Origin of the sequence: Photobacterium sp. GJ3, from assembly GCF_018199995.1 — a bacterium.
Taxonomy (GTDB): domain Bacteria; phylum Pseudomonadota; class Gammaproteobacteria; order Enterobacterales; family Vibrionaceae; genus Photobacterium.
This window is the reverse complement of record NZ_CP073578.1, coordinates 2,280,522-2,300,474: the sequence shown is the minus strand read 5'-3', so window position 1 is coordinate 2,300,474 and position 19,953 is coordinate 2,280,522. Positions and strand designations below refer to the sequence as shown.

The 19,953-nt window shown below is 51.2% G+C and carries 16 protein-coding genes; 12 read left to right on the top strand and 4 right to left on the bottom strand.

Going from position 1 to position 19,953, the window contains the following annotated elements; all coding sequences use genetic code 11:
- The first annotated feature begins 346 nt into the window (after nucleotides 1–346).
- The 5 genes from KDD30_RS10360 to recR all read left to right on the top strand — a co-directional run bounded on the left by KDD30_RS10360 (nucleotide 347) and on the right by recR (nucleotide 4,704).
- Entirely contained in the window at nucleotides 347–730 is a 384-nt protein-coding gene (locus KDD30_RS10360; RefSeq protein WP_211645805.1) for a YbaN family protein, read from the top strand.
- Between the two features lie 163 nt (nucleotides 731–893).
- A complete protein-coding gene (gene apt / locus KDD30_RS10355) occupies nucleotides 894–1,454 on the top strand; it encodes an adenine phosphoribosyltransferase (protein ID WP_211645804.1) in 561 nt (186 codons plus the stop codon).
- Nucleotides 1,455–1,643: 189 nt separating this feature from the next.
- Nucleotides 1,644–3,740, top strand: coding sequence for a DNA polymerase III subunit gamma/tau (gene dnaX, locus KDD30_RS10350; protein ID WP_211645803.1), 2,097 nt, complete (start codon nucleotides 1,644–1,646; stop codon nucleotides 3,738–3,740).
- Between the two features lie 28 nt (nucleotides 3,741–3,768).
- Entirely contained in the window at nucleotides 3,769–4,098 is a 330-nt protein-coding gene (locus KDD30_RS10345; RefSeq protein ID WP_211645802.1) for a YbaB/EbfC family nucleoid-associated protein, read from the top strand.
- A 3-nt stretch (nucleotides 4,099–4,101) separates the two neighbouring features.
- Entirely contained in the window at nucleotides 4,102–4,704 is a 603-nt protein-coding gene (recR, locus tag KDD30_RS10340; RefSeq protein WP_211645801.1) for a recombination mediator RecR, read from the top strand.
- A gap of 101 nt (nucleotides 4,705–4,805) precedes the next feature.
- Here recR and KDD30_RS10335 read toward each other — a convergent pair whose 3' ends face one another.
- Both KDD30_RS10335 and KDD30_RS10330 read right to left on the bottom strand, forming a co-directional pair.
- A complete protein-coding gene (locus KDD30_RS10335) occupies nucleotides 4,806–5,357 on the bottom strand; it encodes a regulatory protein ToxS (RefSeq protein WP_211645800.1) in 552 nt (183 codons plus the stop codon).
- Complete coding sequence (locus tag KDD30_RS10330) at nucleotides 5,342–6,214, bottom strand: winged helix-turn-helix domain-containing protein (RefSeq protein ID WP_211645799.1); 873 nt, start codon at nucleotides 6,212–6,214, stop codon at nucleotides 5,342–5,344. The genes KDD30_RS10335 and KDD30_RS10330 overlap by 16 nt, the downstream gene beginning before the upstream one ends.
- A gap of 264 nt (nucleotides 6,215–6,478) precedes the next feature.
- Between KDD30_RS10330 and htpG the strand changes: the two genes are divergently transcribed.
- From htpG to gnd, 7 genes are all read left to right on the top strand, one after another.
- A complete protein-coding gene (htpG, locus tag KDD30_RS10325; protein ID WP_211645798.1) occupies nucleotides 6,479–8,374 on the top strand; it encodes a molecular chaperone HtpG in 1,896 nt (631 codons plus the stop codon).
- A 176-nt stretch (nucleotides 8,375–8,550) separates the two neighbouring features.
- Nucleotides 8,551–9,198, top strand: coding sequence for an adenylate kinase (gene adk, locus KDD30_RS10320; RefSeq protein ID WP_211645797.1), 648 nt, complete (start codon nucleotides 8,551–8,553; stop codon nucleotides 9,196–9,198).
- Nucleotides 9,199–9,426: 228 nt separating this feature from the next.
- Nucleotides 9,427–10,395, top strand: coding sequence for a ferrochelatase (gene hemH / locus KDD30_RS10315; protein ID WP_211649830.1), 969 nt, complete (start codon nucleotides 9,427–9,429; stop codon nucleotides 10,393–10,395).
- A 123-nt stretch (nucleotides 10,396–10,518) separates the two neighbouring features.
- A complete protein-coding gene (locus KDD30_RS10310; protein WP_211645796.1) occupies nucleotides 10,519–11,820 on the top strand; it encodes an inosine/guanosine kinase in 1,302 nt (433 codons plus the stop codon).
- Between the two features lie 634 nt (nucleotides 11,821–12,454).
- A complete protein-coding gene (zwf, locus tag KDD30_RS10305; protein WP_211645795.1) occupies nucleotides 12,455–13,954 on the top strand; it encodes a glucose-6-phosphate dehydrogenase in 1,500 nt (499 codons plus the stop codon).
- Between the two features lies 1 nt (nucleotide 13,955).
- Entirely contained in the window at nucleotides 13,956–14,681 is a 726-nt protein-coding gene (gene pgl, locus KDD30_RS10300; RefSeq protein ID WP_211645794.1) for a 6-phosphogluconolactonase, read from the top strand.
- Nucleotides 14,682–14,685: 4 nt separating this feature from the next.
- Nucleotides 14,686–16,134, top strand: coding sequence for a decarboxylating NADP(+)-dependent phosphogluconate dehydrogenase (gene gnd, locus KDD30_RS10295; RefSeq protein ID WP_211645793.1), 1,449 nt, complete (start codon nucleotides 14,686–14,688; stop codon nucleotides 16,132–16,134).
- A 234-nt stretch (nucleotides 16,135–16,368) separates the two neighbouring features.
- On the opposite strand, the gene asnB is transcribed toward gnd, so the two are convergent.
- Nucleotides 16,369–18,054, bottom strand: a complete 1,686-nt coding sequence (asnB, locus tag KDD30_RS10290) for an asparagine synthase B (RefSeq protein ID WP_211645792.1) — start codon at nucleotides 18,052–18,054, stop codon at nucleotides 16,369–16,371.
- 296 nt (nucleotides 18,055–18,350) lie between these two features.
- The gene (locus KDD30_RS10285) at nucleotides 18,351–19,937 is read right to left on the bottom strand and encodes a cation:proton antiporter family protein (RefSeq protein WP_211645791.1); all 1,587 of its coding nucleotides are present in this window, start codon (nucleotides 19,935–19,937) and stop codon (nucleotides 18,351–18,353) included.
- Nucleotides 19,938–19,953: the final 16 nt, after the last annotated feature.

Sequence of the window (19,953 nt, the reverse complement as noted above, 5' to 3'; positions counted from 1 at the left end):
TCTATGCTGAATTTCTCCGCTGGTTATGACATAAGTCAAAGGACGCGCAGAATAACCCTTCTTTTTGTCGGTTTTTGTTAACTATCGAATGCTTTATAGTGCTTGGCAGTTTTTATGGGGCTGAATTGCCACTTTTAACGACTTTTCAGCACGTTAAGCCGACTAAAAGGAAGATAAAATGGAACATGATTTCAAAGAACCGTATAATTTGAAGTACTTTATTGGTTTCCTGATTGCAATGCTGCTGCCAACTTTGCCTGCGAGCCTGACTTGGCTGGGGATCCTCAGCAGCTAAGGTTGCCGTCAGAAGTTGCCTGCATCAGGCTGAATGTAAAAGAGAGGGAATGTGAAACAACTGATCTGGCGAACCTTATTGCTGGTTTCCGGCTGGTGTTTCGTTATCTTAGGTATTTTGGGTATTTTCCTTCCTCTTTTACCCACCACCGTCTTTCTTCTGCTGGCCAGTGCGTGTTTTATGCGCGGCTCTCCCAGACTCCATCACTGGCTCAATACACATCCTCATTTTGGTCCGGTTTTACAGAACTGGCATCAGCATCGTGCCGTCAGCCGTACCGTCAAACGACGGGCGAATGTGACGATTGTGCTCAGTTTCGCGTTGTCGATTTATTTTGTGCCTCTGGCTTGGGTCAAAGGATTACTGCTCGGGATTGCAGTCATACTCTTGATCTGGTTTAACCGTTTACCCGTCAGAGAAACCAACAGCCTCTGAGAAGCCGATCTGTTGTTCAGTGTCTTGGTTTACAGGCCGAAAGTTGCCCCTCTTGTCAAAAATCACTACTATTTGCGCCTAAACTGCTTCTGTGACCCATGCAAAATGGTCCGGAACTCTTGTTAATAACCTGCAGCCTGTGAAGCCGCAGACGGAAGAGACTATGAGCCAAGTAAAAACTGTTCAAGACGACTTCAGCCTGATTAAAAACAGCATCAAAACGATTCCGGATTATCCGAAACCCGGCATTCTGTTTCGTGATGTCACCAGCCTGATGGAAATTCCTGAAGCGTACCGCGCGACGATGCAGATTCTCCATCAGCAGTTCAGCGATAAAGGGATCACCAAAGTCGTGGGCACTGAGGCGCGTGGTTTCCTGTTTGGCGCACCACTGGCGCTGGCGCTGGGAGTCGGCTTTGTGCCTGTGCGTAAACCGGGCAAATTACCGCGGGCGGTGATCAGCGAAAGTTATGATCTGGAATATGGTCAGGATACGCTGCAGATTCACACCGATGCGATTGTTGAAGGTGACAAAGTGCTGCTGGTCGATGACTTGCTCGCGACGGGTGGAACCATCGAGGCGACGACCAAGCTGGTGCGTCGTCTGGGCGGGATTGTTGAGGACGCTGCATTTGTGATTAATCTGCCGGAGATCGGCGGTCAGCAGCGTTTGCGCGATTTGGGCCTGAACGTCTTCAGTATCTGCGATTTCGACGGCCACTAATCACACGTTTTCGCTCAGCCTTTTGGGAGGATGTCTTGATTGGTCAAAATGGTATCAATGACACGCCGATCAAGACAAACTCCCTTTGAGTTCTCTCGCGCCACTTTTCTCGCTGTGCTAGCATGGCCGACTGGATTCAGTCAGAATTTTGATAAGGCTGAATGATCGAATTCTGTAGGATTGAACACCATGAGTTATCAGGTTCTGGCACGAAAATGGCGGCCGCATCGCTTTGAAGATGTGGTGGGCCAATCCCATGTCCTGACGGCGCTGGCGAATGCGCTGACACATAACCGACTTCATCATGCTTATCTGTTGAGTGGAACCCGTGGTGTCGGTAAAACCACGATTGCCCGTTTGTTTGCCAAAGGGCTGAACTGCGAGCAGGGCATTACGGCCACCCCGTGTGGCCAGTGTCACACCTGCCAGGAAATTGATCAGGGCCGGTTTGTCGATTTGTTAGAGATTGACGCTGCTTCCCGGACGAAAGTCGAAGATACCCGCGAACTGCTGGACAATGTTCAGTACAAACCTGCCCGCGGGCGCTTTAAAGTGTACCTGATTGATGAAGTACACATGTTGTCCCGTCACAGCTTTAATGCGTTGCTCAAAACGCTGGAAGAGCCGCCGGAACATGTGAAGTTTATTCTCGCCACAACAGACCCGCAGAAACTGCCGGTCACCATTTTATCGCGCTGCCTGCAATTTCATTTAAAGCACCTGGATCAAACGCAAATTCAGCAACAGCTGGCGCACGTGCTGCAAGAAGAAATTGTATCGTTTGAAGCGAAGGCACTGAGCCAGATCGCCCGGGCTGCGGAAGGCAGTATGCGGGATGCACTCAGTCTGACGGATCAGGCGATTGCGCTGGGCAATGGTCAGGTCACGCAGGAAACCGTGTCTGGTATGCTGGGCACCCTGAATACAGAACAGGCGCTGTATCTGCTCGAAGCCATGGCTGAAGGGCAGGCAGAGCCTGCGATGGCCTGTCTGGCTGAACTGGCCTCAGTTGGCGTTGCTTGGGACAGCTTGCTTTCGGAAATGGCGTCGCAGTTACACCGCGTGGCAATGTATCAGGTCTTGCCTGCGTCGCTGGACAGCACGTTACCGGATGCTGAGCGCATTGTTCAGCTCAGTAAGGTGATGCCGCCGCAAGATGTTCAGTTGCATTATCAGATTGCGCTTCAGGGCCGGCAGGATTTGCCACTGGCACCCGATGGCAGAACGGGCCTGGAAATGGTGATGCTGCGTATGCTGGCATTTCGTCCGGTGGCTGCCGGGCATCTGACGCCACAGGCTGTAGCGGTTCCTTCCGCTGCACCTGCGCCTCGGGCCGTCCAGCCGCAAACCGGCCCGTCGACGACCGGTCAAGCGCCTGCAAAGGCGCCGGCTGAGATGCCACAGCCGAGTGAAGTGGCTCCGGCGCGGGAAATGATCGAGCAAGCAGCAGCTGTGAGTCCTGTCCCGCAGGATCAGGCGCCACATGCGCAACCTGTGGAATCACATCCGTCGGCTCCGGTGCAGGAAACTGCGCCAGCGCTACAAGCACCATCGGCATCCCCTGCATCCGGGCTGCTTGCAGTCCGAAACCGCCTTCGCAGTCAGGCGAAACGCGGACAGGAAACAACGCCAAAAAAGATTGATCCGGCGCCGGTCAAAAAACCGGCATCCAATGTCCTTGAACGCATCAGCAGCCAGCATGCTGGCCGACGTGTTCCTGCTGCAGGGCAAGCGACGGCGCCGGAGCAACACAATACAGAACCGGAAAAGCCTGAAGCGTATCAATGGCAGCCGATGTTCCAGCCGGACGAAAGCGTTCAGGAAACGGCGTCGATTGCACCCACTGAAATGAAGCAGGCTCTGGCGCATGAAAAGACGCCGGAGATGGTAAAACAACTTGTCACCGAGGCAGCAAAGCAGGATAGTTGGTCGGATATGGCGGATCGGTTGAATGTGGATCGACTGGTTCAGCAGCTCGCACTGAATTCTGCACTGGAGCAGGATGGTCCGCGCCTGACACTACACTTGCGCGCGTCCCAGCAGCATCTGGATACACAAAAAGCACGAATGCAGCTGACCTCAGCACTGGCTGAGATGATGGGACAAGAGATAGAATTACAGATAGAGCCAAGTGAATATGGACGAACGCCGCTGGAATGGCGTGAGTTTATTTATCAGCAAAAACTGGATCAGGCTAAAGCCAGTCTGCAGCAGGATCCGAACGTGACCTTTATTTGCCAGCGGTTCAGTGCTGTGCTGGATGAAGAGAGCGTAAGACCCGTTTAAATGAACCAGACCCATAGAGAGAGAAGATATGTTTGGTAAAGGTGGTATGGCGAACATGATGAAGCAGGCGCAGCAAATGCAAGAGCGCATGCAGCAGATGCAAGAAGAAATCGCGAACATGGAAGTCACTGGTGAATCCGGTGCTGGCATGGTGAAGGTCACGCTGACCGGCAGCCACAGCGTGCGTCGTGTTGAGCTGGATGACAGCCTGATGGAAGACGACAAAGAGATGTTGGAAGATCTGATTGCAGCAGCATTCAATGATGCTGCCCGTCGCATTGAAGAAGCGCAGAAAGAAAAAATGGCCAGCGTGACCGGCGGGATGAACCTGCCTGCTGGCTTTAAGATGCCTTTCTAATCAATGCGTACCAGTCCGTTACTTGAGCAGTTGATGGACGCGCTGCGCTGTTTGCCCGGCGTCGGGCCAAAATCAGCGCAGCGTATGGCATTCAGCCTGTTGCAGCGTAACCGTCAGGGTGGTTTGCAGCTGGCCGATGTGCTGGGTAAAGCCATGACGGAAATCGGACACTGCCGGGATTGCCGTACGTTTACGGAAGAAGACGTGTGTGCCATCTGCGACAATCCGAGGCGGCAGGAAAGTGGCCAGATCTGTGTGGTCGAGAGCCCGGCAGATATTATGGCCGTCGAGGCCACAGGGCAGTTTTCCGGCCGTTATTTTGTGCTGATGGGCCACTTGTCTCCGCTGGACGGCATTGGTCCGAGCGACATCGGTCTGGATGTTCTGGAATACCGGTTACAGAATGAGACGATTGCTGAGCTGATCCTTGCGACCAACCCAACGGTTGAAGGGGAGGCCACCGCGCATTTCATCGCAGAGCTTTGTCAGGCTTATCAGGTCCCGGCCAGCCGGATTGCTCATGGTGTACCTGTGGGCGGGGAACTGGAGTTGGTGGATGGGACAACGTTGTCTCATTCTCTGGCCGGACGGCAAAGACTTTACTGACCCCCGGTATACCTGCCATGCATTTCAACGAAGAAACCGACGTGACCACGTCGGTTTTTTTATGGCCCGCTTTCAACTGAGCGGTGGCTGCCGTAACAGCATTACGGCAGTGCGTTTAATACTTGAGATCGGGTGTTCAGTCCCGTCAGCAGCACCGACTTTTGGTTCAGAATATCAATCTGGTTGCTTTGTTCCGCATTGATTTGAAAGTAGGTACGGATGGTCGCAAGTTGTGCTGCATTAAAGGCTGTTTCATCGCCGGTTTTCATTTCATTAAAGTGGATGGGGCGGATTTGCAAATACCCGCCGCTGACCGCCCATTGTCCAAACTCGGTAATGGTCAGATGGACCCTCGCAGCATCGCGATTGGTAATCGATACCCGGCTCACTCTTGAATAGGTGTGATTGGGCATGAAAATCAGATTATTCTTTTCGGTCATTTGTTTCAGGGTTGTCAGCCCGGGTGATTCATTGGAAGACACGTGTGTCACTGTTGAAGACGTCCAGTCGTGAGCCATCAGAAAGCGCGCCAGTTTGTGGTCACTCAGAAAGGAATAATAGAGGCTGCCCAGTGCGACCAGTATGAGCACAGTGCCAATGAAGAGCCAGTACAGACTGAATCTCACCGTTTTTTTCGTTACTGGATGCGGCATGGTTGCTCCTTGTGTCGGTTCAGCGTCACGATGGTCAGGGTCATGTTGTCCTGATAATCTGAAGGACTGAAAATCAGATTGATCCAAAGTTGATTGTGCTCCCCGCCTGTCACCACAGCTTTGACCGGAAGTGGTTTGTCTGATGTCTGTTGCTCGTACGGAGCAAGACATTGCCGGATCAGGGGATACCAGGACTCAGGTATCCGATCATGGCTGGGCGTAAGCACTGGTATGTTGCCGACGGTAAGTGCAGGAGAGAAAGCGCTGGATGTTGGCGGCGATGTAAAATATGCCCATAGCGGAAGAAGAAGGCAGAGCAATAAAGCAGCCAGACCGCTGATCATATGACGCCGCAATGGCGAATTGGCCTGTGTCGTCGGGATGAGCACCGCAGGACTGCTTGCGGGAGGTGGAGACTCTGCATGAAGCGGTTGTGCAGAATCCGGCAGATTTTCAATGACTTCGACTTGTTGTGGCTCAGATATCAGGACATGTGCTGGCTCAGGGATGCTATCCAGCCGATCAATTTCAGCAATCATCTGGTAGCCATGCTTGGGCACGGTTTTGATGAACACCGGCGCACGGGTTGAATCCTGCAAATATTTCCGCAGCGTCGAAATGGCTTGGGTCAAACTGGAGTCATCCACTTCAAACCCTTGTTCCCGCCAGATAAAGTCATGCATTCGCTGGCGGGAAATGATGGTCCCTGGTTCCTGAACCAGCAGGCTCAGCGCTTTGCTTTCATTGATTCCCAGATGGATCGTCGTGTCTGGCTGAGCCTTGTCCACCAGGCTGTTGTGGTGCGGGGTAAAAAGAAATCGATTCCCAATCAGAAATTTACACTGTGCTTGATCCATGCCCGGCCTATTTGTTCAGAGTGACTTGTTTATCATAGATGTCTGACCGGAAGAAGAGTATCCCTAAACAACGAAGCAGAAGACTGCAGCCTGACAAGGGATGGCTCAATCGGTCCGCACTGAGTGATGGGGATCGCACCTGATGCATTCAAATGACTACCTTTCAGCCAGACAGCCAGAAATTTACCATCTCAGGCTTGAAAAACATTGAACGGACCTTATTTAGGAGTCAGTAAGGACGTAAATCTTGATTACGGAGTTCTAATGAGCGAGCAAACTTTAGAGAAAAATAAAGAAACACGTGGTTTTCAGTCAGAAGTGAAGCAGTTGCTTCATTTGATGATCCACTCATTGTACTCAAACAAAGAAATTTTCCTTCGGGAGCTGATCTCCAATGCTTCCGATGCCGCAGATAAACTGCGCTTCCGTGCGTTGTCTGCCCCAGAGTTATATGAAAATGACGGTGAACTGGCTGTCCGTCTGTCGTTTGATGAAGAAGCCGGTACGGTCACCATCAGCGATAACGGCATCGGGATGACCCGGGACGAAGCCATTGAGCATCTGGGCACTATTGCGAAATCTGGCACGAAGGATTTCTTTACCAAACTGAGCGAAGAGCAGAGTAAAGACTCCCAGCTGATTGGTCAGTTCGGTGTGGGCTTCTATTCGTCATTCATTGTTGCGGATGCGGTCACGGTCAATACCCGTGCTGCCGGTGCAGCTGCGGATGAAGCGGTACGCTGGCATTCAACCGGTGAAGGAGACTACACCGTTGAAACCATTGAAAAAGCCGGTCGTGGTACAGAAATCATTCTGCATTTGCGTGAGGATGAGAAAGAATTCCTGAGCGAATATCGTCTGCGAAATATCATCAGCAAATATTCGGATCACATTGGTATTCCGGTACTGATGGAAACGGTGCAACGCGATGATGAAGGTCAGGAAACCGGGAAACAGTGGGAGCAGGTCAATAAAGCCCAGGCACTGTGGACACGCAGTAAATCCGACATCAGCGATGAAGAATATAAAGAATTCTACAAGCACGTCTCCCACGATTATGCTGAGCCACTGAGCTGGAGCCATAACCGTGTAGAAGGTCAGCAGGATTACACCAGCCTGTTGTATGTGCCGTCAAAAGCACCGTTTGATCTGTATAACCGTGACAGCAAGCATGGTCTGAAACTCTATGTTCAGCGTGTGTTTATCATGGATGACGCAGAGCAATTCATGCCGATGTACCTGCGCTTTATGCGCGGTCTGATTGATTCGAATGATCTGCCGCTGAACGTCTCCCGTGAAATTCTGCAGGACAATAAAGTCACGCAGGCGCTGCGCAAGGCGTGTACCAAGCGTGCACTGTCGATGCTGGAGAAATTGTCGAAGAAAGAGGAGTATGCCTCGTTCTGGCAAGAGTTTGGTCAGGTTCTGAAAGAAGGGGTTGCGGAAGATTTCGCGAACCGCGAGAAAATTGCCGGCCTGCTGCGTTTCAGCACCACGCATCACGATACAGCAGAGCAGTCGGTTTCACTGTCTGATTATGTCAGCCGGATGAAGGAAGGTCAGGACAAGATCTACTTTATTACAGCAGACAGCTTTAATGCGGCGAAGAACAGCCCGCACCTGGAACAGTTCCGTGCAAAAGGGCTGGAAGTGGTGCTGATGCACGACCGCATTGATGAGTGGCTGATGGGCTATCTGCCGGAGTTTGACGGCAAACAGTTCCAGTCGATCACCAAAGCGGGTCTGGATCTGTCCAAGTTTGAAAACGAGGAAGAGAAAGAAGCACAGAAGCAGACGGAAGAAGAATTTGCTTCCGTGGTTGAGCGCACCAAAACTTATCTGGGTGACCGGGTGAAAGACGTGCGGACGACCTTTAAGCTGAAAGATACGCCAGCTGTTGTGGTAACGGATGAAAACGAAATGGGTACCCAAATGGCGAAACTGCTGGCAGCTGCCGGTCATGACGCGCCTGAGGTACAGTACATTTTCGAACTGAATCCACAACACCCGGTCGTCAACCGGATGGCGGACGAAGCGGATGAAGAAGCTTTTGGTCGCTGGGTAGAAATGTTGCTGGGGCAGGCGATGCTTGCTGAGCGAGGCTCGATGGAAGACCCATCGCAGTTCCTGGCGGCAGTGAATCAGCTACTGGCCAAGTAAGTTCAATCATGCCGACGGGCGCAGAAGGGATCTGCGCCCGTTTTGTGTCAAAGAGTATGCTGATAAAGAATGTAATCGCGGCGCCGTTTCAGAACCAGACTTGCGACGATGGTCTAATCAGTGTATTTTTCTGACTTTCCAAAAACTCCGGCTAAATTCTAGAAAAGGGGATCAAGATGCGCATCATTCTTCTGGGCGCTCCAGGTGCAGGTAAAGGCACACAGGCACAATTCATCATGGAGAAATTTGGTATTCCTCAAATTTCAACGGGTGATATGCTGCGTGCGGCAATCAAAGCGGGTACAGAGCTGGGTAAGCAAGCGAAAGCCGTGATTGACGCAGGCCAGTTGGTGTCTGACGACATTATTCTGGGTCTGGTCAAAGAGCGTATTGCTGAAGACGACTGTGCAAAAGGCTTCCTGCTGGACGGTTTCCCTCGCACCATTCCTCAGGCAGACGGCCTGAAAGAGATTGGTGTTGCAGTAGACTACGTGGTTGAGTTCGATGTACCAGACAGCGTGATTGTTGAGCGCATGGCGGGTCGTCGTGTTCACCTGGCTTCAGGCCGTACTTATCACGCGGTTTACAATCCACCCAAAGTGGAAGGACAGGACGATGTGACCGGCGAACCTCTGGTCATTCGTGAAGACGACAAAGAAGAGACCGTTCGTGCTCGTCTGGGTGTTTACCATGAGCAAACGGCACCGCTGATCAGCTACTACAGCAAAGAAGCGGAAGCGGGTCACACCACTTATATTAAGATTGACGGCACTCAGCCAGTGGCTGACGTCAGTGCTGAACTGGGCAAATCTCTGGCTCAGTAATCAAGCGGTTTTGACTGAGTCGATTCGGGCTCAGCGTTCAGCCGGATCAAGAAGCGGGAGGCGAAAGTCTTCCGCTTTTTTTGTGCCTGAGAATCCCTGCGGGCGCATCCACTGTGATGGCTGACGACTGGCGGCGCGGGATCGGAAATGAGGGAAGGCAAATCAAAAGCTTAATGGTACACTGCGGTCAGCACTGACAATGATTAAGAAACTCGAATGTAGGTGATGATGGAGAATAAAGGTATTGGCGTACTTTTGGTGAACCTGGGTACACCTGATGAAGCGACTTCTGGCGCTGTAAAACGGTTTCTCGCTGAGTTTTTGAGTGATCAGCGTGTGGTTGATTTGAATCCATTGATCTGGCGTCCGGCGCTTTATGGCGCAATTCTGCCGATTCGCGCCCCCAAAGTTGCGAAGCTGTATCAGTCGATTTGGATGGAAGAGGGCTCCCCGCTGATGGTCTATTCTCAGCGTCAGCGAGCGGCCTTGGAATCTCAGCTGGGCTTGCCGGTCGCTCTGGGGATGACTTACGGGAACCCGAGTATTCCGTCGGCATTGGCGTCACTCCGGGATCAGGGGTGTCAGAAAATTGTTGTGTTGCCGCTCTATCCGCAATATTCACGCACCACAACAGCGGCTGTGTTCGACAAGATTGCAGCCAGCCTGAAGCAGGCTGCTTACCTGCCTGAGCTGAGATTCATCAATCATTATCAGGACCACCCGGCTTATATTGAAGCGTTGGCTAACTCGGTACAGGCGGCTTGGGATGAGCGCGGTCAACCGGATTACCTGCTTTGTTCTTATCATGGTATCCCGAAACGCTATGCGGATTTAGGCGATCCGTACCCGGTGCATTGTAACGACACCACAGCGTTACTGGCTGAAGCTCTGGCGATGCCGCGCGAGAAAATGAGCATGAGTTATCAGTCTATTTTTGGCCGGGAAGAATGGCTGAAACCATACACGGAACCCACGATCATTGAATTGGCTCAAAAGGGGGTCAAGCGGCTGGATGTCATTTGTCCGGCCTTCTCGGTTGATTGTCTGGAAACGCTGGAAGAAATCGCAGAGGGATGTCAGGAAGCCTTCCTGGAAGCGGGGGGCGAGTGCTTCAATCTGATTCCTTGCCTCAATGACAGCCCGGCCCATATCAACATGATGGAAAGCCTGATCCGCCACCATACGCAGTCCTGGTAACTTTTTCTTAACTTTCACAAATACTATGATTTGGCTCTCACTAATTGTGTGGGCCTTTTCTTCATTGTTCTATATTTTGTGATATCATCCGCAAGTTTTTTTTCTACCCGGCAGCGCGATATCATGAAATTTCCTGGTCAACGTAAATCAAAACACTACTTTCCTGTTCATGCCCGAGATCCGCTTCTGACTCAGGCCAGCACCAAGCCTCTTGAGCGCACCCATGTTGTTGGGATTGACCAGACACTGGTTGATATTGAAGCCTGCGTGGATGATGAATTTCTGAGCCGATATGCACTCAGCAAAGGTCACTCTCTGGTCATTGCTGAAGATGCTGCTGAAGAGCTTTACCGCGAGCTGAAAGAAAATGATCTCATCCGTCATGAATTTGCCGGTGGCACGATTGGCAACACGCTGCACAACTATTCTGTGCTGGCGGATGATAAATCTGTGTTGCTTGGCGTCATGAGCCAGGATATTCAGATTGGCAGCTATGCGTACCGTTATCTGGTGAATACCTCCAGCCGCATGGATCTGAACCATCTTCAGCCTGTGTCAGGTCCGATTGGACGCTGCTTTGCGCTGATTACACCGGATGGTGAACGTACTTTTGCGATCAACGAAGGTCGTATGAACCAGCTTGAGCCGAACAGTATTCCGGAATCCATTTTTGAACGTGCTTCTGCTCTGGTTCTGACGGCTTATCTGGTGCGTTGTAAAGACGGTGATCCAATGCCGGAAGCAACCATGCGCGCAATTGAGTATGCGAAAAAATACGATGTGCCTGTGGTGCTGACGCTCGGGACCAAGTTTGTGATTGCAGATGATCCGCAATGGTGGCGTGATTTCCTGCGTGACCATGTGACCGTGCTGGCGATGAACGAAGACGAAGCAGAGGCACTGACCGGTTATGCTGATCCGCTGATGGCATCAGATAAAGCGCTGGATTGGGTTGATTTTGTGTTGTGCACTGCCGGACCTGTCGGTCTTTATACGGCGGGTTATACGGAAGAAACCACCAAACGAACTACAAGCCTGCCATTATTGCCGGGTGAGATTCCGGAATTTAACCGTTATGAGTTCAGCCGTCCAATGCTCAAAGCGGGTTGTGAAACCCCAATAAAGGTTTACTCACACATTGCCCCGTACATGGGTGGGCCGGAGCGGATCAAGAACACGAACGGGGCGGGTGATGGTGCGCTGTCTGCGCTGCTGCACGATATGGCTGCCAACCGTTATCATAAAGAGAATGTGCCGAAGTCGAGCAAGCACAGCTATGATTTTCTGACGTATTCCTCTTTCTCGCAGATTTGCCTGTACTCCAACCGGGTCAGCTATGAAGTGCTGGCACAGCATTCGCCGCGTTTGTCTCGGGGTTTGCCGGAGCGGGAAGACAGCCTCGAAGAGGCGTACTGGGAGCGTTAATCCCGGCCTGAAAAAACTTGTAAAAAACCGCCAGTCTGGCGGTTTTTTTGTGACTTTAATACCGGGAGAAGGATCAAATTCGCGAGTGAATCCGGAAAAATGACCCAGGCAAACGATTTCGTGTGATAGGTTTTGTTAATTACTTTCAATCGGGCGACCCGAAACTGGAACCAGCACGACATTGTGAAAACTGCGGCAAGTGTGCAACTTTTGACTGCTTCTGTGAGGCTGAATCCAGAAAACAGGCGGGTAAAAACTCAGATTCTCTTTCAGGGGCTGAAAAAAGTAAGTTCGGCAATTTTGTCATTTTCGGGGTATTTCGAATGTTTTTGAGAGATGTTCTCGCCACATTTTATTGCAGTCCGTGATCAGGAGGTGCTCAGAATGGCTGGCGTGAGATATTTTATCAATTCGCTGTGTTTTAGTTTTTATGTCAGTTGGTAGAATGGGCGGGATGTAACTTTGTGACAAATACAGCTATAGTGTGCGGCATCCTGACGAACCCCCATGTTTAATAGGCTGTAGCTATTAAATTAAGAGGTCAGGACATCAGCACACTGTCGTTCTGAATGTTATGCTTTGCCGGACTTAAAGCCCCGTCAAACCTGTACACCTGTAGGGAAAGAAAAAGAACATGGTCATACCTGAAAACAGCGATATCGTTATTTTTGGTGCCTCTGGCGATCTAACCTATCGCAAGCTTATCCCAGCGCTGTATCATCTGTATGTCAATCAGATGTTACCATCTGATTTCTCTATCCTCGGCGTCAGCCGAACGGCTCATGGTGATGAGGAATACAGAGAGAAAGTTCGGGCTTCTTTACTGAAAACGGAGAAGACGGACCCTGAGAAACTGGCGGCATTTTGTCAGCATGTTGGATATCAGGCCATCAATACGCTCGATTGTGATGACTATGGTAAGCTGCAACAACGACTTGAAGAAAAAGCTGCTCAATCTGTTGCCCCTCGAAATACCCTCTTTTACCTCGCGACGCCTCCAAGTCTGTATGATGTGATTCCAGCCAGTTTGGCTGCACATGGTCTGAATGATGAAAGCAACGGCTGGAAGCGACTGATCATTGAAAAGCCATTTGGTTATGATCTGGAAACCGCTCAGGAGCTGGACAAAAAGCTGCATCAGCATTTCAGAGAAAATCAGATTTTCCGTATCGACCATTACCTGGGTAAAGAAACCGTCCAGAATCTGCTGGTTTTCCGGTTTGCCAACGGGATGTTTGAACCCCTGTGGAACCGCAATTTTATTGATTCGGTAGAAATCACCGCGGCAGAGTTTCTGGGCGTTGAAGAGCGCGGGGGGTACTACGATAACGCAGGCGCCGTTCGCGACATGCTGCAGAACCATTTGCTGCAGGTTCTGGCGATGGTCGCGATGGAGCCACCTTCTGCGATCAATGGTAATGCGATGCGCGATGAAGTGGCAAAAGTTCTGAACAGCCTGCAACCGCTGTCAGAGGAAGACCTGCGCAAGAACCTGGTGCTGGGTCAGTACACCGCATCGGAATGGCGTGGCAAAGAGCTGGCCGGTTATCGCGAAGAGCCTGGCGTTGCAGAAGATTCCCGGACAGAGACTTATGTCGGTCTGAAAGCATTTATCAATAACTGGCGCTGGAATGGTGTCCCGTTTTACATCCGAACCGGTAAGCGTCTGCCAACCCGTGTCACAGAAGTGGTCATTCACTTCAAGAAAACACCGCATCCTGTCTTTGGCAAAGATGCGCCGGACAATAAGCTGGTGCTGCGTATCCAGCCAGATGAAGGCATCCTGATGAACTTCGCCCTGAAACGTCCAGGTGCCGGGTTCAACACGCAGGAAGTTGCGATGGATTTCCGTTATAACGAACTGGAAGACAGCAACGTTCTGACGGCTTATGAGCGCTTACTGCTGGATGCGATGAGTGGGGATTCTACGCTCTTTGCGCGCAGTGACGCGGTTGAAGCGTGCTGGCGATACGTGCAGCCAATTCTGTCTTTTAATCAGGATCCGCATGCGCTGTTTGGCTACGCTTGTGGTACCTGGGGACCGAAAGAAGCCGATGAGCTGCTGGCCCGGGACGACCGCCAATGGCGTTTCCCGTGTTCAAACCTGACTGATACTGAATATTGCGAGTTGTAAGATGACTGAACTGAAAATCCACAACAGCGCGGAAGAGGTTGTTACAAGTCTGGCTGATGATCTGATGGCGATCAGCCAGCAGGGCAAAGCGGTTCATGTGTCTCTGTCTGGTGGCAGTACGCCGAAACAACTCTTTTCTGCGCTGGCGAAAACGCCATATGCGGAAGGTGTGAACTGGAATAATCTGCATTTCTGGTGGGGCGACGAGCGTTGCGTTGCACCGGATGATGCTGAAAGCAACTATGGCTGTGCGCAAGCACTGTTGTTTGACCATGTTGCGATTCCGGCGGAGAACATTCACCGGATCCGTGGTGAAGACGACCCACAGGCTGAAGCACAGCGCTTCGCCGACGAAATGCTGGCTGTGATTCCAACCGAGAACGGCCTGCCAGTGTTTGACTGGATCCTGCTGGGCGTGGGCGATGATGGCCACACGGCGTCACTGTTTCCGGGACAAACCAACTATGATGAGCCGGCCCTGAGCCTTGTGGCCCCTCATCCTCAAAGCGGTCAGCTGCGTGTCAGTAAATCAGCCCGTGTGCTGGAAGCCGCGAAACGTATCTCATATTTGGTTATCGGTGCGGGGAAAACCGACATTGTGGAAGAAATCCACACGCAATCCGCCGATAGCCTGCCTTACCCAGCCGCCAAAATTCAGGCGCGTCAGGGGAAGACAGAATGGTATTTGGATGCAGTAGCAGCCAGTAAGTTAGCGATTGGAGAATAAAAGAATGAAAGGTGATATTGGTGTAATCGGCCTCGCCGTGATGGGCCAAAACCTGATCCTGAACATGGATGACCATGGCTTTAAGGTCGTTGCGCATAACCGTACAGCTGCCAAAGTCGATGAATTTCTGAGTGGTCCGGCGAAAGGCACCAAGATTGAAGGCGCATACAGCCTGCAAGAGCTGGTGGACAAGCTGGAAGCACCTCGCAAAATTATGCTGATGGTGCGTGCCGGTGATGTGGTGGACAGCTTTATCGAGCAGCTGATCCCACTGCTGGATAAAGGCGACATCATTATTGATGGCGGAAACTCGAACTACCCGGATTCAATCCGTCGTGTGGCTTACCTGAAAGAGAAAGGCCTGCGCTTTATCGGTGCGGGTGTTTCCGGCGGTGAAGAAGGCGCACGTTTCGGGCCTTCCATCATGCCTGGCGGCGATTCTGAAGCATGGCCATTCGTGAAGCCAATCTTCCAGGCGATTGCAGCCAAGACAGAGCAGGGCGAGCCTTGTTGTGACTGGGTTGGTGAATCGGGTGCCGGTCACTTCGTGAAAATGGTTCACAACGGTATCGAATACGGCGACATGCAGCTGATCAGTGAAGCGTATCACTTCATGAAGACAGGCCTTGGCATGACGCACGAGGAAATGGAGCAAGCGTTCCGTGACTGGAACGAGACCGAGCTGAATAGCTACCTGATTGAAATTACAGCAGATATTCTGGCTTATCGTGACGAAGACGGCGAGCCGCTGGTCGAGAAAATCCTGGATTCTGCGGGCCAGAAAGGGACCGGTAAGTGGACAGGCATCAATGCCCTGGACATGGGGATTCCACTGACACTGATCACTGAATCTGTGTTTGCACGTTGCCTGTCTTCGCTGAAAGGTCAGCGTGAAGACGCAGAGAAGCTGTTCGGCAAAACTGTGGGAACCGTGGCAGGCGACAAAGCAGAATGGCTGGAAGCGGTGCGTCAGGCACTGCTGGCATCAAAAATTATTTCTTACGCACAAGGCTTTATGCTGATGCGTCAGGCTTCTGACGACAATGGCTGGAACTTGAACTACGGTAACGTTGCCCTGATGTGGCGTGGCGGCTGTATCATCCGTTCTGCGTTCCTGGGGAATATCCGGGATGCATTCGAAACGGATTCATCGCTGGCCTTCCTGGGCTCAGACCCATACTTCAAAGCGATTCTGGACAACGCGATGAAGTCATGGCGTAAAGTGGCTGCGAAGTCACTGGAAATTGGTCTGCCAATGCCGTGCCTGACTTCAGCGCTGACGTTCCTGGATGGCTATACCACTGCACGTCTGCCTGCAAACATGATTCAGGCACAACGTGACTACTTTGGTGCGCACACTTATGAGCGTCTGGATCAGCCACGTGGTCAGTACTTCCACACCAACTGGACTGGTACTGGCGGCGACACTGCATCAACCACTTACGACGTTTAATTTTGTTTGCAAGTGCTATCAGAAAAGGAGCCTCAGGGCTCCTTTTTTATGGCCTGCATTTTATCAAGTCTGTCATTCAGAGATGGAGCAGGGTGCTGGTTTCGGGAGAAACGGTGTGTTTTTCTTCAGGATATGAAAAGGAAAAGGGGCCTTCCTGGCCCCTGTAATGTGCCTTTGCAAGCGGAGATAAAGCAGGCAAAGGCGGACGCGCTCTTGGATGGAGTAACGCTCGGTTTAAGCCTTCTGATAGGCTTCGTTATGGACGGCAGCCACGGCACGACCTGAAGGGTCTGCACTGTTCTTGAAGCTCTCATCCCATTCAATTGCTTTGGCAGAAGAACACGCGATGGAAGGTCCACCCGGCACACATTTCGCAGCATCTTCCAGTGGGAACAGCTCTTCAAAAATCTCGCGGTACACATAGGCTTCTTTGGTTGTCGGCGTGTTGTACGGGAAGCGGAAGCGTGCCGTTTCCAGTTGCTGATCAGAAACCTTCGCGGCAGCCACTTCTTTTAATGTGTCAATCCAGTTGTAGCCCACACCATCAGAGAACTGCTCTTTCTGACGCCATGCCACAGACTCCGGTAACAAATCACCAAAACATTCGCGAATGATGTGTTTTTCCATTTTGCCGTTGCCGCACATTTTGTCCTGCGGGTTGATGCTCATCGCCACTTCCAGGAATTCTTTATCCAGGAAAGGAACCCGGGCTTCAATGCCCCAGGCAGCCATGGATTTGTTGGCACGGGCACAGTCAAACATGTTCAGCGCCAGCAGCTTACGAACGGTTTCTTCGTGGAACTCCTGTGCGTTTGGTGCTTTATGGAAGTACAGATAACCACCGAACACTTCGTCTGCACCTTCACCGGATAAGACCATCTTGATGCCCATCGCACGAATCTTACGTGACATCAGGTACATCGGTGTCGAGGCGCGAATCGTGGTGACATCATAAGTTTCAATGTGGTAAATCACGTCACGGATCGCGTCCAGACCTTCCTGAACGGTATAAGTCAGTTCGTGGTGGACGGTGCCGATATGGTCCGCAACTTTCTTGGCTGCTTTCAGATCCGGTGCGCCTTCCAGGCCAATGGCGAATGAGTGCAGCGTCGGCCACCAGGCGTCAGACTGTTCATTGTCTTCAATACGGCGTGATGCAAACTGCTTGGTAATTGCTGAAATCACAGAGGAATCCAGGCCACCAGACAACAGAACACCATAAGGGACGTCGGTCATCAATTGACGCTTCACGGCACCTTCCAGTGCAGCTTTCAGTTTTTCTTTGTTTGTTTCCGCATCCTGAACGGCATCATAAGCCATCCAGTCACGCTTATAGTAACGAACAGGTGCCTGAGCAGGTTCACCCTGTTTACACCACAGGTAATGACCCGGAGGGAATTCACTGATGGTTTTACAGACAGGCACCAGAGCTTTCATTTCAGACGCAACATAGTAGTTGCCGTGCTCATCGTGACCGTGGTAGAGCGGGATAATACCGATGTGGTCACGGCCGATCAGGTAAGCATCTTCCGCCTCATCATACAGAATGAAACCAAAGATACCGTTGAGATAATCCAGCAGCTCCGGTCCCTTTTCTTGATAGAGCGCCAGAATGATCTCGCAGTCAGATTCGGTTTGGAACGGGTAATCTGTGGCCAGCTCAGCACGCAGATCTTTGTGGTTATAGATTTCACCGTTCACAGCCAGAATGTGTGTCTTTTCTGTGTTGAACAGCGGTTGCTCACCACTGTTCAAATCGACAATGGCTAAACGCTCGTGTGCCAGAATCGCTTTGTCTGACGAATAAATGCCCGACCAGTCTGGTCCACGGTGGCGCATTTTCTTTGACATGGCCAGCGCCGTTTCACGCAGGGCGGCTGGGTCACTTTTGATATCTAAAATCCCGAATACTGAGCACATACTGACTACTCCAACACTTGGTTAAACTCTGGAGAAACAAAGCCTGATGTCATTGAGGTATTTTTGTTATCCCTCAGCTTTTGTTTCGTTCTGTTTGTTAAAATTGCGTATTCAACAAATAAAAGCAACCAAAAACCCCCATTCAATGTAAAAAACTCACCTTTAGTGAATAGTATTCGGATTTTGTTGGATGTGGTGAATTTTTTCTAGTGTTGGGGTGTTTTTTGCGCGGATTTCCGAACGCCCCGAACGGTCACAGGATGGCCGCTCGGGGTTCTGAACCGGATTCAAGTGAATCAGAAGGGTTTGATATCGGCACTCACGGATTCGCATACATGACGGGCAAATCCGTTACCGGCTTCACGATAGATGTTAAATGCAGCATCCACACCCAGTTCAAGCAGGGCTGCTTCTTCATCTTCATAGCGGGCAATGGCGGCGATTTTGCCTTTGTAGCCCAATTGGCGAATTTGCTCTAAAGCAAACGCGTTCGCCTGGCTGTGTGGCATGGCTAAAAGAATCAAGCGGGTGTGATGCTGTGAAATCACGCGTGCCCAGAAATCGGGGTCCGTTGCATCGCCCAAAATAACGTTTCGGCCTTCGCTCACATGCCAGGTGACGGACTCTTCCCGGTTCTCGATGCCAACGACTTGTGCGCCGAAGCGGCGAACCATCTCTTCGTAAGCACCGGTGCCGATCCGACCCATCCCTAGAATCAGGATTTTTTTCTGCCCGAGATCGATTAAGCGATCACTGGCATTTAGTTTTTCTGGCTCAAATTCTTTCAGCCATCGGGTGCTTTCCAGATAAATCCGGTGGCTCAAGCTGTTGAGCGGCGCAGATAAGAGGAATGAGAGTGACACCGCAATCGCGAGAGCGACCAGAAAATCTCCGGGTAACCAGCCCAGATTGTAGGCGACGCCTGCGACAATCAGGCCGAACTCACTGTAGTTAAACAGGGTGAGTGTGCCAAGCAGTGATGTCCGGACACGAAAATGGAAATGGTGGAAGACCAGGTAATACAGTAATCCTTTGAGTGGCAGCAAGAAGAGCAGAAGCAATGCCAGCAGGAATCCGTCCCAGGTCGGGGGTTCAGCAAGGCCGATATTGAGGAAAAAGAAGACCAGCAGCAACTCTTTCAGATTAAAGAGCGATTTTGATAGCTCGGAAGATTTAGGGTGCGCAGCCAGCATCATACCCAGAATCAGCGCCCCCAAGTCAGGTTTCATTCCTACGAAACTGAACAAACCGGCACCAGCAACCAGTGCCAGGAAGATGCCATACAGAACCAACATTTCTCCGTGACCTGCTTTGTCCAGAATTCGGAACAGAGAGGGACGAAGCAACGGGAGTGCAAATAAGGCCAGAGCAGTAATTTCTGGTAGTTTTCCTGTTGATGCGGTGAGAAAAACCACGGCGAAGATATCCTGCATCACCAGAATACCAATCGCGATGGTGCCATAAGTCGCGTTCAGCTCCCCTTTGTCCTGTAATGCTTTAATCGCAAAGACGGTACTGGAGAAGGATAGTGCAAAGCCTAAGAGTGCCAGTTGCGCGAGTTCAAGATCGTTGAGAATCCCAAGCCCAAGCTCTTTGAGGCCAAATAATGCGAAGGTGAAAACAGAGGTCGTCAAAATGTTATGGATCGTCGCACCAGCCCAGACTTCTTTTTGGAGCAGGGTTTTTACATCAAGCTTCAGGCCGATACAGAACAGGAGAATGGTGACACCGAGATCAGCGAGCGCTGTGATGGTCGGTGTAGATGTGTAGCCAAATGAATTCAGAATAAACCCAGCCAGCAAAAAGCCGACAAGTGGTGGCAGTTTACTTCTGAGTGCCAGGTAACCTGCTAAAAAAGCAGCAATAATAAAAATTAAATCCATAATCGATATGTATCCA

Coding starts and splice junctions, on each gene's coding strand:
- apt (WP_211645804.1), top strand. CDS start 894: ATGAGCCAAGTAAAAACTGTTCAAGACGACTTCAGCCTGATTAAAAAC.
- dnaX (WP_211645803.1), top strand. CDS start 1,644: ATGAGTTATCAGGTTCTGGCACGAAAATGGCGGCCGCATCGCTTTGAA.
- KDD30_RS10345 (WP_211645802.1), top strand. CDS start 3,769: ATGTTTGGTAAAGGTGGTATGGCGAACATGATGAAGCAGGCGCAGCAA.
- recR (WP_211645801.1), top strand. CDS start 4,102: ATGCGTACCAGTCCGTTACTTGAGCAGTTGATGGACGCGCTGCGCTGT.
- KDD30_RS10335 (WP_211645800.1), bottom strand. CDS start 5,357: ATGCCGCATCCAGTAACGAAAAAAACGGTGAGATTCAGTCTGTACTGG.
- KDD30_RS10330 (WP_211645799.1), bottom strand. CDS start 6,214: ATGGATCAAGCACAGTGTAAATTTCTGATTGGGAATCGATTTCTTTTT.
- htpG (WP_211645798.1), top strand. CDS start 6,479: ATGAGCGAGCAAACTTTAGAGAAAAATAAAGAAACACGTGGTTTTCAG.
- adk (WP_211645797.1), top strand. CDS start 8,551: ATGCGCATCATTCTTCTGGGCGCTCCAGGTGCAGGTAAAGGCACACAG.
- hemH (WP_211649830.1), top strand. CDS start 9,427: ATGGAGAATAAAGGTATTGGCGTACTTTTGGTGAACCTGGGTACACCT.
- KDD30_RS10310 (WP_211645796.1), top strand. CDS start 10,519: ATGAAATTTCCTGGTCAACGTAAATCAAAACACTACTTTCCTGTTCAT.
- zwf (WP_211645795.1), top strand. CDS start 12,455: ATGGTCATACCTGAAAACAGCGATATCGTTATTTTTGGTGCCTCTGGC.
- pgl (WP_211645794.1), top strand. CDS start 13,956: ATGACTGAACTGAAAATCCACAACAGCGCGGAAGAGGTTGTTACAAGT.
- gnd (WP_211645793.1), top strand. CDS start 14,686: ATGAAAGGTGATATTGGTGTAATCGGCCTCGCCGTGATGGGCCAAAAC.
- asnB (WP_211645792.1), bottom strand. CDS start 18,054: ATGTGCTCAGTATTCGGGATTTTAGATATCAAAAGTGACCCAGCCGCC.
- KDD30_RS10285 (WP_211645791.1), bottom strand. CDS start 19,937: ATGGATTTAATTTTTATTATTGCTGCTTTTTTAGCAGGTTACCTGGCA.